We start from the raw sequence: 12,155 nt of genomic DNA on the forward strand, positions 1-12,155 counted from the left end.
GTCACTCCTGCTCTGCGACCGGGATCCACACCCTCATGGCGCCCGGCGCGCGGTTCGCCCAGCGGGCGTAAGGGATCGCGCGCAGGGGGATCCTGCCAGGAAGCATGCCAGATCGTTCACCTCGATGCGAGGACCGCACGTGGGCGGTTCCGAGCGGAAGTCCCTCAGCCGGGCGGACCACGGCCTCGCCGAGCACGGTCGCGCCCGCCCTGAGCGACGCGAACGCGGGCCCCAGGCGAGGCTCGTGGGTGAGGTCGATGCTGACGCTTTCGAGGGTGACGCCGGCCGGGAGATCGGCCTGCTCGATGCAGTGCACCACGGGGCCGCGACGCAGGGCTACGCAGCCGCGGACCGCGTCGACCCGCGGATCGGGGTCGAGCACGTCCACGGGCATGGGCAGGTCCAGGACGACGGTGGCGCCGTTCTTGACGGAGACGCGCGCGTAGCCGTCCTCATCGACGTCGAGGTGCTGCACTGTGCCGCTGACGGTCAGCGACGCGTCCCTGCTCCAGGCGGGAATGCGCAGCGCGAGTTCGGTGAGCGGCCCTGCGACGGCGATCTCCACGCGGCCGTCCCACGGGTACTCGGTCGAGACGGTCAGGGTCGTCGAGCCGATGCGGATCTCGCCCTGGCCATAGAGGTGCAGACGTGCGGTGGCCTCGGTGCCGGTGGCGACGTACGCGCCGAGCGAGGCGACCAGGCGCGCCAGGTTGGGCGGGCAGCACGCGCACGCGAACCAGTCCAGACGCTCGGAGGGTGAGTACTCGCTCGAGCCGTCGTGGCCGCTGCGCAACTGCAGCGGGTTCGAGTAGAAGAAGCGCACCCCATCGACGCCGGTCGAGGAAGCGATGCCGTTGTACAGCGCGCGCTCCATCGCGTCGGCGTGACGCGCCTTGCCCGTGGCGAGCAGCATGCGCCAGTTCCACTGGAAACTGGCGATGGCGGCGCAGCTTTCTGCGTAGGCGCGGTCAGGCGGAAGCTCGAAGGAGTCGCCAAAGGACTCGTCCTTGTGGCGCGAGCCCATGCCGCCGGTCACGTACTCCTTGGTGCCGTGAGCCGAGCGCCACTGGGCGTCGAGAGCGGCGGTCAGGGGCGCATCGGCCGTCTCTGCGACCAGGTCGGCAAGGCCGGCGTTCAAGTAGAGCTGCCGCACGGCGTGGCCGGATGCCTCGTGGGCGTCACGGACCGGGGTGTGGTCCTGGTGGTAGGCGGACTCGAAGGGTCCGGTGCCGAGCGCGCCGGTGCCGCGCCGCTCGACCATCGCCGTCACCGTGTCGAGGTAGGCGACCTCGCCGGTGTGACGGTAGAGCTCGACCAGTGCGGTCTCGATCTCGGGGTGGCCGCAGTAGCCGTCCGCACGGGTGGCGGCGGGGCCGAACTCCCGCACCGCGTGGTCGGCGAAGCGGCGCGCGACGGCCATGAGGTCATTCGCGCCGGTCGCGCGCTCGCGGGCGATGGCCGCCTGCACCAGGTGGCCCAGTACGTACAGCTCGTGGCCCCAGCGCATGTCGCGCCACGGCTTCTGGTCCGCGTGGCCCTGGACGTGGGAGTAGAGGTAGCCGTCTTCCTGCTGCACGCGGGCGAGCAGCGCGGTGGCCTGCTGGGAGAAGTCCTCCCACGGCTGTTCACCTGGCATGCGCGCGGACTCCCAGGCGATGGCCTCGAGGGTCTTGTGCAGGTCGGAGTCGGCAAAGTTGAAGCCGCGGTAGTCCGCATCGGACTCGCCGGTCAGGCGGCGCAGGTTGTCCATGACGCCGCTGGTCTCGAGCCGTTGCACCACGTGGGGAATGGTGCGCTCGCGGTTGAGGACCTGCCACGCGCCCAGTTCGCCCTCGGGGGCCAGGGCGGTCGCGGTCAGCGCGAGGGGGGTGAGATCGGCGGAGGACGCGGTACGTGCGGCGGGGGCGCAGGTGGTCCTGGCTGCGGGTGTCATGGGTCCTCGTCGTTGAGCTCTCGGGCGTGATTTCTAACGTTGTAAATCATACGGCGTGCGGGCGCGTGGACCAAGTGGGTGTGGTGCGTGTGCCGGTGCCGCCTCCTCCGGGGTTCGCGTAGACCTGGACCACTTTCCGCGCTTGCGTGCGCGCTGCGCGTAGACCACGGTCAGCGCGGGGTGGCCAGCCGGGAGTCGCACCCGCCCGGGGTGGCCAGCTGGGCGTGGCCACGCGCGCCGTCCCTTGCCCGCCGCGGCGACCCAGACCTACGCGCAGCGCGCACGCGACTGCGCCATGTGGGCGACGCCTACGCGAACCGGGGGAGGCGGGAGGCGGGGGGAAGGTGGCAGGAAGGGGAGGGGCGGGAGTGGCGGCGGCTCGCTGCGCTGGCCGCGACAAAAAAGAAGCCCCTGCTCAGCAGGGGCTTCTATGGCGGTGACGGTGGGATTTGAACCCACGGTACGGGGTTACCGTACACAGCATTTCGAGTGCTGCACCTTCGGCCGCTCGGACACGTCACCGCGAAGAACAATACCGGTTCGTGGGCCCACGAACCTAATCGGGCCTCAGCGGCTGGGTCCGGGCAGGTGGTGAACGGGGCCGTGGCGGCCCGTCGGATCGGCGGGCGCGGCCGGGTGCAGCAGCGCCGTCGCCACCGCGAGTCCCGCGCCTACGACTGTGTCGAGCATCCGCTCACCCATGACAGCGGCCGACCCGAAGGTGCCCGATCCGGCCGTCACGATCACCAGCGCCATGGGGGTCACGGCAGTCACGGCGATCGCGTAGTGCCTGGTGATGGCAAGTTCGGTGATGAACTGCAAGACCCCGAGTGTCAGGGCCAGCAGCACCGGCGCCATGCTGAGGTTGACGATCCCGTAGTAGACGCCGATGCCTGCGATGGTGCCGACGGTGCGATGCAGGCCACGGGTGACGGCGAGCCCACGCCCGGGCACCACGCCCACGACGACGACGCCGGCGGCGACGGCCCAATAGGCGCGCTCGGCATCGAGGAACGCCACGCTGATGACGGTCGCGCCGACGGCGACAATCGCCGTGCGCGCCATCAGTTCCTTCGCACCGCGGTCCCACACTGGTTGCGCGAGCAGTACGCGCAGGGGGCGTGGGGTGATCTGCCAGTGCTCGCGGCGAATCAGCGGCGCGAGCGATGCCACCACCGCCCAGGTACATCCCGCCGCCACGGTGCTCACCAACACCACGGGTGACATTCCGCCGGCCACGGCGTGCCCCGACAGCCCGTAGACGAGGATGGGGAACAGCGGCCCCGGCGGCCCGAGCCGGTACCCGTGCACCGTGTAGCCGATACCCACGGCCACGATCGCCAATCCGACCGCGGAGGCGATGGGATAGGGCGCAAGCACCGCACCGAAGACGCTCGTGAGCACCAGGCCCAAGCCGGCCAGCGGACGTAGCCTGAGCCGCTCCAGCCGCGGCAGCGCCGCGAAGTACGGCACCGTGAAGGCGCCTGTCGCCGCAATGAGGCCCAGGTCCATGCGGCCAACGCTGATGCCGATGAGTACGGGCACCACGAGCACGATCGCTGCTTGCAGCGCGATCGGCCAGCGCGGTTGGCCAGGCGGCAGCACCGTGCCCAGGCTGACAATCGCGCGACGCATGCCTCCCCTCAGTGCATCGCGCTTGCGAGGTGCTTGACTCATCTAGCGTCTCGCCTCGAAAAACGAGCGCAGCAGAGCCGCGCACGCATCGGCCCTCACTCCCGCGATGACCTCCACTTTCGAGCCGATGCGCGCATCCCTGACGACATCCCACTGACTTCCGGTCGCTCCCGCCTTGGCGTCCCACGCCCCGAGCACGATGCGCGGAATGCGCGCCTGCAGCGCGGCCCCGGCACACATCAGGCACGGCTCGAGTGTCACCACGAGCGTGCAGCCGTCCAGGCGCCATGAGCCGATGCGCTCGGCGGCTTCGCGTAGGGCGAGCACCTCGGCGTGGGCGGTGGGGTCGTGCGAGGCCTCGCGCTGGTTGAAGCCGCGGCCGATCACCTCGCCGGTCGTGTCCACGACGACGGCTCCCACGGGCACGTCGTGGACGGCCGATGCGCGCACGGCGAGGGCCAGTGCCTCGTCCATCGCCGCATCCCAGTTCGTCACGTCGCCAGGCTACCCGCGCACACTGACCCCGGACTCTTGCCGGGGCACGCAGGCGGTCGTGGCGAGTAACGTTGAGCCATGCAGCTTCACGTCGCCGACCACCCTCTCATTCGTCACAAGGTGACCGTCCTGCGGGACAAGCGCACCCCGTCTCCTACGTTCCGCCTGCTGGTGGACGAGCTCGTCACGCTGCTCGCCTACGAGGCGACCCGCGACGTGCGCGTGGTGGACTGCGAGGTCGAGACCCCGCTGACCACCGCCGTGGGCACCAAGATCGCGGATCCCGCCCCGATCATCGTTCCGATTCTGCGCGCAGGTCTGGGCATGCTCGACGGCATGACGCGCCTGATCCCGAGCGCCGAGGTGGGCTTCCTGGGCCTCAAGCGCGACGAGGAGACGTTCGAAGCCGTCACCTACGCGAACCGCCTGCCCGAGGACCTGACCGGCCGTCAGGTGTTCCTCATCGACCCCATGCTCGCCACGGGCGGCTCGCTCGTCGCGGCGATCGAGTACGCCCTTGAGCGCGGCGCCACCGATGTCACGTGCGTGTGCCTGCTTGCCGCGCCCGAGGGCATCGCGCACGTGCGCGAGCAGGTGGGCGAGCGCGCCGACGTCAAGGTGGTGGTGGCGCAGGTCGACGAGAAGCTCAACGAGATGGGCTACATCGTTCCTGGCCTGGGCGACGCGGGCGACCGTCTGTACGGGATCGTCGACATCTAGGGCCGCTTGTCAGGCGGAGCGTGGCGGCTGTGAGCCGCCACGCCGTCGAAACGCTCCATCATTCCCATTCCTGGCTTTACTTACCAGGCGGTCGGGAATAGCATTGGCTGGTCGGCGCTGACGGGCTCCGCCGACGCACTCTGAGGGCGCGCGGTCGCCCCGCCACCCCGCCGCCGCCACCCACGTTCAGAGAGTGCCCACTGCTGTGTCTTCCGACATCCACGCCCGTTCCACGTCCCTCCCCGAAGCCGCCGACGACACCGTGGCCCAGTCCTATGGACAGGCGCTGACCCGGCGCGAAAAGCTCAAGTACGTCCTCGTCCTTGGTGCGCTGGTCGCGCTCGGCCCGTTCACGGTGGACCTGTACCTGCCCGCGTTCCCCAACGTCGCCGCCGACCTCGAGGTGAGCGACGCCGCGATCCAGCTCACGTTGACCGCGACAATGATCGGCTTTGCGCTGGGCCAGTTGGTCGTGGGCCCGCTGTCGGACGCCCTGGGGCGCCGCCGTCCGCTGCTGATCGCGACCGCCATCCACATTGGCGCCTCGTTCATGGTGGCGTTCGCCCCCACGATCGACCTCGTGATGGCCGGCCGCGTGCTGCAGGGCATCGGTGCCTCGGGCGCAGGCGTGGTCGCGATGGCGATGGTCCGCGACCTGTTCGCAGGCCAGCGGTTGATCCGCATGCTCGCCAACATGGCGCTGGTGAGCGGCCTCGCTCCCGTGCTGGCGCCGGTCATCGGCTCGCAACTGCTCACGATCATGCCGTGGCGCGGCATCTTCTACGTGCTCGCCGCCTACGGCCTGGTGATGATCCTGGTGGCAGCGTTCCTCATGGTGGAGACCATGCCCGCCACGCGTCGCGGTCGCTTCGAGGTGTCCGTCGTCGCCCACCGTTACGGCCACCTGTTCAAGGACCACGCCTTCATCGGCATCGCGATCGTGGGCGCCATGTCGTTCACCGCGCTGTTCGCGTACCTGTCCGCCTCGTCGCTGGTCCTTCAGAACCAGTTTGGGCTCACGGCGCAGCAGTACGGCCTGGTGTTTGCCGCCAACTCGGTGGGCCTGGTGCTGTGCAACCAGACCTCCGCACGGCTCATGCGTGTGTTCCCGCCTCGGTCGGTCACCATGGTGGGTCTCGCGGTCCAGTCGCTCGGCGCGCTCGCCTTGCTCGCCTGCGGACTCATGGGCACAGCGGTGGGCCCCGTCCTCATCGCGCTGTTCTTCGTGGTCGCCCCGTTGGGACTCATCGGCCCCACCGTGCAGGTGACGGCGCTGCAGGACCACGCCGCGGAGGCCGGCACCGCATCGTCCCTCCTGGGCGCCCTCAACATGGGCCTCGCAGGTCTCGCGACGCCCCTCATCGGGCTCGGGGGAGTCTCGGTGCCGTCCATGGCGTACGTGATGATCGGCGCGCTGACTCTTGCGCAGTTGGCGTTCTGGTTGATCGTGTACCCGCGCGCCACGAGCGAAGTGGTGCGCTGATCAGGCGCTGAACATCGCCTCGGTGACTCCGATCACGGGCCACGCCCCTTCCGAGGTATTGCTCAGCACCGTGACCGTCGTGCCCGTGTCGGGATCGTGGGTCGAGCGCATGGACACCCCCGCGTCGTAGCCCTCGATGATCCACTGCGGCCCGCTGGCGTGCAGCCACACCCCTAAGCCGTAGCGCATGCCCTCGTCGGGCACCTCATGACGCGGACGCACCATCTCAGCCACCGCATCGGCGCTCACGATGACCCCCGCACCGAACGCACGCCAGAAGCGATCGAGGTCGTCGACGTTCGAGACGGCGCCGCCGTCCCCGCCGCCCCGCACAGGAAGGTGCAGCACGTTGGTCCAGTCGCCGTCGTCCTCGAGGTAGCCGAGCGCGACGTCGGCAGGCAGGCGATCCGACCGCTCGAAGGCCGTGCCGCTCAGGCCCGCCCGGGTGAAGACCTCCCGCGCCACGACGTCCTGGAAGTCACCACCCGCAGCGCGCTCGATCACCAGCGACGCCACCACAAAGCCGCCATTGTTGTACCGGAACGTCTCGCCCGGTGCCTCTCGCTGGGGATGTCCCGCGAGTTCGGACAGGTAGTCGCTCGCCGTGACCAGCCGATGCACGGGCTGGGTCAGGATGTAGTCGCTCACCTCTCCGCCCGCATCCTCGTCGAGATAGTCGCCGATGCCGGACGTGTGGGTGAGCAGGTGCTCGAGCGTGACCGCGTCGTCGATCAGCGGCAGGTCCGTGCCGAGCCACTGCCGCACCGGCGCGTCGAGGGACAGCACGCTCTGCTCGACAAGCCGCATGGCCGCGAGCGCGGTGAACGCCTTGGATCCCGAGGCCAGACCCATACGAGTCGCGGGCGTCATGGGCACGCGGTGCGCCCGGTGCGCCCATCCGCGTGCCTGAACGAAGGTGCGCTCGCCCCTCACATGGACGGCCACCACGCCGCTGAACTTGGCGCGCGCGAGAGCGTCCTCGAGGGCCTCCTCATTCACTGCCACAGTGCTCATACGGGCGACGCTAGCACCGGGGCCCGACACGCGAGGGGTGTCCTACAGTGGCGCCATGACGCGCATCGGCATTGTGGTCTTCGACGGGTTCGACCTGATCGACGCGGGCGGTCCCTACGAGGTCTTCCTGACCGCCTCGCGCCTGCGCGAGCGCGACGGCCATGCCGGGCCGTTCACGGTCGACCTGCTCAGCCCAGACGGGGCCGATGCGGTGGCCTACGGGGGGATGACACTCACCGGCCTGGCCGATGCGCGAACGGCCGCGTCGTACGACGTGGTCGTGGTGCCCGGCACCATCGACGTGGCGGCCGCGCTCGCGGATACCGTGCTCGACGCCGCCATCACCCGCCTGATCGGCGGCGCGGGGCTGACGACGTCCGTGTGCACGGGGGCGTTCTTCCTGGCACGGGCGGGGGTGCTCGACGGCGTGGCGGCGACCACCCACTGGGAAGACGTCGATGCCTTGCGCGCCGCAGGCGTCAGTGGCGCCGTCGACGGGGTGCGGTGGGCCGATGCGGGCGACGTCATCACGAGCGGCGGCCTGACCTCCGGGATGCACATGGCGTTGCATGTGGTGGCCCGGGTGGAAGGTGAGGACTTGGCGGCGCGCACCGCTCGCCAGCTCGACATGGACTGGAGCCCCGACCCGGCGCGATGACGGCTGTGGGCGTCGGCCGCTACTGGCCGGGCGTGATCGTTACGGCGAGAGTGCCGATCAGGAACTCGTCGGCCACGCTCGTCACGCCCTGCGGCGTCCACATGGACCCGGCTCGGGTCGACACCGTCAGCGTCCGCACACCTTCCTGGACCCCGGACTTTGGCGCAAAGGGCTTGGCGTCGATGCCCATGGTGTTGGCGTAGAACGAGCCGTAGGCGTGAGAATCAGCGGCGTTCTCCGAGGCGCCGTTGCCCGACTGGCGCTGCGGAGTGAAGCGGTCGCCGTCGAGGTCAACCGACTCCGTGGCCACGGCACGGTCGGTCTCGAAGGCCGTCCACGACAGGCCCACCTTCGAGCGCGAGGCCAGGTAGGCCTTCGCGACCACGGGGGAGTCCTCATCCACCCAGTGCGGGCCGGCGAACAGCACCACCTCAGAGTCGGCGGTGACCGAAGGGGCCTCGTACACCACCGTGAGGGTGAAGCCGCCGTAGTAGGTGGGGTCTGCGTCGTTGCGGGTCGCGCTCAGCGCGATGTCGGCGAGCGCGTAGAAGCCGTTGCCTGCCTGAGCGACCTGGTCCGTAATATCCGCTCGCGCCAGGTAGTACTCGCGATGATCGCGGGTCAGGGTGTCGACCGTGTCGGCCTCGATGTCCACGTAGTGGGTACCCGGCACGCGCAGGCGAGCGCTGCTGAGCGAGCCCTCCCACGCATCGGCCTCGCTGGCGGCGGTACCGAGCGAACGGTTGGCCGACCATTCGAGGTAGGCGTGCGTGACCACGGCGCCCTCGGGAAGGGTGACGTTGGTGTGGCCGGCGGCCCGCTCGCCGTGGGCGAGTTGGTAGGCCACCATCTCGAAGTCGTCGTTGTCCGACGCAAACTGGCCCGTACCCGCGGTGAAGCCGGACTGCTGTGCCTTCACGCAACTGGGGTCCACGTACGAGCACCCCAGCAACGGGGCACCGAACTGCGCGACGGCGTACGCGCCCTCTTCTGCGACCAGCACGTCGATGTCATCCTCGTGGTCCGAGACTGACGTGCGCGCGGAGTACTGCGCCGCGGCGTCTCCCGCGGCGACCGCAAAGGTCGTCACCGCGTCGCTTGCGAGGGCCGTGTCGCCCACCGCGACGGACAGCGCCACGGACGCATCAGAGCCGCTGTCAAGCGCGTCGAGGTCGCAGGTCGCCGTGCGCGCGTCTTCGGTCAGGGTGCACTCCCAGGCGCCCACAGTGAACGTGTCCGTGGTGGGCGCAGCAAGGGCAAAGCTCAGGGCCGATGCGGGTGCGGCAGAGAACACGCCGGCAGCCCGCGCGGAGCGAGCGGCAGGAGCAAAGGTCAGCCCCTCGGGCAGGGTGATCGCGGCGGTGAGATCGCGGGCCGTGCCGTCACCGGCGTTGGATACGGCCATGCTGATGCGCGGCGACGTGCGGGAGACATCGATGACGCCCAAGGGGGCCTTGGCGATCGACAAGATGGCGGTGCCATCCGTGGTGTCGCCTGGGTTGGTGGTGTCGCCCCCGTCGCCTGGGTTGGTGGTGTCTCCGCTGTCGCCGGGGTTGGTGGTGTCTCCGCCGTCGCCGGGGTTGGTGGTGTCTCCGCCGTCGCCCGGGTTGGTGGTGTCGCCTGGGTCGGTGGTGTCACCTGGGTCGCTGGTGCCGCCGCCGGCCACGGGAGCATCGTCGTCTTGATCGTTCAGACCCCAGATGATGGTCTGGGGCCGGTCTTGACGCGAGGGGCCGGTCGTGGCGGTGGGAGCATCGGCCTCCACGCTGGGAGTCTGGCTCGGCGTCGGGTCGGCGGTGGGGGTCGCGGAGGGGGTCGCGGAGGGTGCCGGAGCATCGACCGCGTCGCCCGAAGTCTGCCCGTGGCCTCCGTCGGCGTCGCCCACGCCTGGTTCCACGATGCCCGCGCCGGAGTTGCCGTCGCTGCTAGCAAAGGGGTCGAAGGCGCCCAGGATTGAGGCGCCGTTGATGGCGAGCGCGACCATGCTCACGGCCGCGGCGGCGGGGAGAGCAACGTGCCCGAATGCCGTCAGCGCGCCCGCAATGCCCGCAGTCGCCGCAGTGGTCGCGACCGCGCCCGCTCCAGCGCTCGCGGCACCTGCCGTCGCGGTCCCGGCGCTCGTGCTTGACGCGCCTGCGCCGCCGCTCGCCCCCGCGCTGGCAGAGGCCGCGCCCTGAGAGCCGAATACGCCGCCAATGGGCAGGCCGCCCTCGAGCGCACCGACGCCGATCACGCCCATGAACAGCGGGGCGATGATGCCACGCATGCCGCGGTTGACGTCCTCCAGTTCGGCGACCAGGGCGGCGCATCGCTCGCATGAGCGCACGTGCCCGTCGACCTTGCCGTGCTCGCGCTTGGACAAGCCGCCGCGCACGTAGGACCCCAGGTGAGCATTGGCTTCGAGGCAGTCGATCGACTCTGACGTGCCCAAGTGCTGCTGGAGATACGCCTGGCGTAACGCCTCACGAGCGCGGTAGGACAGCGCCGCAACGCCGTTTGCCGTCAGGCCCAGGAGGGGTGCGATGTCCTTGGCGGACTTCTTCTCGACCTCGGTGTACCACAGCACGGCCTGCCAGCGTTCGGGCAGCGACTTGAAGGCGTCGGCCACCATGGCGTGCTCGAAACCGTCCATCGCGGGCTCGTCCGACGATGCTCCGTAGCCCATCGCGGACTCGTAGGGAGTCAGGTCATCGCGTGGCTTGGTGCGGATGCCCTTGTCAATGACATCCATGCCGGTGCGGCGCACGATGGTGAACAGGTAGGCGCGGAACGCCATGTCGGGGCCGTCGCCGCGTTGCAGTGCGCGCAGCACCCGCGAGAACGACTCCGAGACCACGTCGTCGACGTCCGACGGGGAGTTCGTGTACTGGTAGGCGACCTTGCGTGCGGCGTCAACGTGGCGTTCGTAGAGCACGCCGAAGGCGGCCGCATCGCCGGCCCTCACGCCTGCGATGAGCTCGGGATCGCTGGACGTCTCCGTCCACAGCTGAATCGCCTCGGAGCTCACGCTCGCACGCCTCCTCCCCGCTAAGAGTCCTAGTTTGGCTCTATGGTCCCCGGATAGCAGGCCAAAGAGCAAGGGCTGCGGTGGGGACTTTGTCACACTCGTGCCCTTTGCCGGGGCACGGAAAAAAGCCGTGAAGAACTGCGTCATAGCAGGCATCCGCCGGCCTCTCATGTCGCATGACCAGTCAGACGCAGACCCCGCCCGGAGGGTCAGCCGCGCTCCTGCAGCGCTGGGAGCAGGCGAGCGTCACTACCGTGTGGCTGCGCCCTGGCGACTGGTACACCCCTGCAGCCGAGGCTTTGGTGGAGGCGCTCGACGCCCGCCTGGACACCTCGCCCGCGGCCTACCGACTCGGTCAGGCCCGATCCGCTGCAGGCGTCGGGATCACCGAGGCGATCGACGACATGGCTGTGCTGTTCAAGGCAGCCGGCTATGAGACCGCACCCATCCGCTCGATCCGCGCACTGTGTGAGGGTTGGACGGCGGGTAACCCCCCGGTCCTCGACGCACCGCAAATGACGGACGCGGAATCCGGCCTGGGCACCCCCGAATATCTCGTCACTCGTCTGGCCGAGGTGTACGGCCGCGCCTCGCGAGCGGGAGAAGACGTCACCGCCACGCACGCGCTCGTCATCGTCGACGTCTCCGTCGAGTCCACTGACCTATGGCAGCGGATTGCTCGCAACGCGGCCGCGGGAGAGGCGCTGCGCGGTGCTTACGGCGTCGGTCACCCCATGGCACGTCTGGGCGACGGGCTGTTCGCGGTCCTCGTGGGGCGTGGGACGGAGCTGGGTGCGGGGATCGCCGCGCTCCGTGAACACATTGACCAGCGCGCCCGCGCGATGAAGGGCTCGAACTTGATGCGCCAGCCCCCGCGCGTATGGATTGAGTCCCTTCCCGCCACGCATGACTTCGCCAGCGAACTCGTGGAGTCGCTGCAGCGATAGGGCAATTGCCCTGCGTCAGGGCCGGCACCGAGCTGAGGGCGGTGCCGGCCCTTTCGTATGTCCGGGCACGCTCGCCAGGGCCGATGCGCATCGGCCTTTCGCGGTGATGGCTCCGCTGTCTTGTGCTGGCACTCGAGGGCAACCGTGGTCAGTCGTTGCAAGATGTTGATCGGTTGTGGTTACTATTGATCGACGAAACTCAGAAACCGTCGATTTCTGGGTCTCGCGACGGACGGGGCTCGCACCCCAACGTCGGTGCGCGG

Annotated in this window: 9 protein-coding genes and 1 tRNA gene; 4 read left to right on the forward strand and 6 right to left on the reverse strand. The window is 69.6% G+C overall.

All coding sequences use genetic code 11. From position 1 onward, the window contains the following. Position 1: 1 nt before the first annotated feature. The 4 genes from ACK5NO_RS07685 to tadA all read right to left on the reverse strand — a co-directional run bounded on the left by ACK5NO_RS07685 (position 2) and on the right by tadA (position 4,063). Positions 2-1,933, reverse strand: a complete 1,932-nt coding sequence (locus ACK5NO_RS07685) for a glycoside hydrolase family 127 protein (RefSeq protein ID WP_416812079.1) — start codon at positions 1,931-1,933, stop codon at positions 2-4. A 431-nt stretch (positions 1,934-2,364) separates the two neighbouring features. Further along, positions 2,365-2,455 (reverse strand) — tRNA-Ser (locus ACK5NO_RS07690). A 45-nt stretch (positions 2,456-2,500) separates the two neighbouring features. Beyond that, complete coding sequence (locus tag ACK5NO_RS07695; protein ID WP_416812080.1) at positions 2,501-3,610, reverse strand: FUSC family protein; 1,110 nt, start codon at positions 3,608-3,610, stop codon at positions 2,501-2,503. Beyond that, positions 3,611-4,063, reverse strand: coding sequence for a tRNA adenosine(34) deaminase TadA (tadA, locus tag ACK5NO_RS07700; protein WP_416812081.1), 453 nt, complete (start codon positions 4,061-4,063; stop codon positions 3,611-3,613). It lies immediately after the preceding gene. A gap of 78 nt (positions 4,064-4,141) precedes the next feature. Here tadA and upp point away from each other — a divergent pair, with 78 nt between their 5' ends. Further along, positions 4,142-4,783, forward strand: a complete 642-nt coding sequence (upp, locus tag ACK5NO_RS07705) for a uracil phosphoribosyltransferase (protein WP_416812082.1) — start codon at positions 4,142-4,144, stop codon at positions 4,781-4,783. A 193-nt stretch (positions 4,784-4,976) separates the two neighbouring features. Then, positions 4,977-6,266 carry a multidrug effflux MFS transporter gene (locus ACK5NO_RS07710; protein WP_416812083.1) on the forward strand — a complete coding sequence of 430 codons (1,290 nt, stop codon included), beginning with the start codon at positions 4,977-4,979 and terminating at the stop codon, positions 6,264-6,266. On the opposite strand, the gene ACK5NO_RS07715 is transcribed toward ACK5NO_RS07710, so the two are convergent. Beyond that, on the reverse strand, positions 6,267-7,280 hold the full coding sequence (locus ACK5NO_RS07715) for a serine hydrolase domain-containing protein (protein ID WP_416812084.1): 1,014 nt from the start codon (positions 7,278-7,280) through the stop codon (positions 6,267-6,269). 55 nt (positions 7,281-7,335) lie between these two features. Between ACK5NO_RS07715 and ACK5NO_RS07720 the strand changes: the two genes are divergently transcribed. After that, complete coding sequence (locus ACK5NO_RS07720) at positions 7,336-7,938, forward strand: DJ-1/PfpI family protein (RefSeq protein WP_416812085.1); 603 nt, start codon at positions 7,336-7,338, stop codon at positions 7,936-7,938. A 19-nt stretch (positions 7,939-7,957) separates the two neighbouring features. Here ACK5NO_RS07720 and ACK5NO_RS07725 read toward each other — a convergent pair whose 3' ends face one another. Beyond that, positions 7,958-10,945, reverse strand: a complete 2,988-nt coding sequence (locus ACK5NO_RS07725; RefSeq protein WP_416812086.1) for a sigma-70 family RNA polymerase sigma factor — start codon at positions 10,943-10,945, stop codon at positions 7,958-7,960. A 176-nt stretch (positions 10,946-11,121) separates the two neighbouring features. On the opposite strand from ACK5NO_RS07725, the gene ACK5NO_RS07730 reads away from it, so the two are divergent. Then, complete coding sequence (locus ACK5NO_RS07730; protein ID WP_416812087.1) at positions 11,122-11,892, forward strand: hypothetical protein; 771 nt, start codon at positions 11,122-11,124, stop codon at positions 11,890-11,892. Positions 11,893-12,155 lie beyond the last annotated feature (263 nt).

This window comes from Demequina sp., from assembly GCF_047975725.1.
In the GTDB taxonomy this organism is placed as follows: domain Bacteria; phylum Actinomycetota; class Actinomycetes; order Actinomycetales; family Demequinaceae; genus Demequina.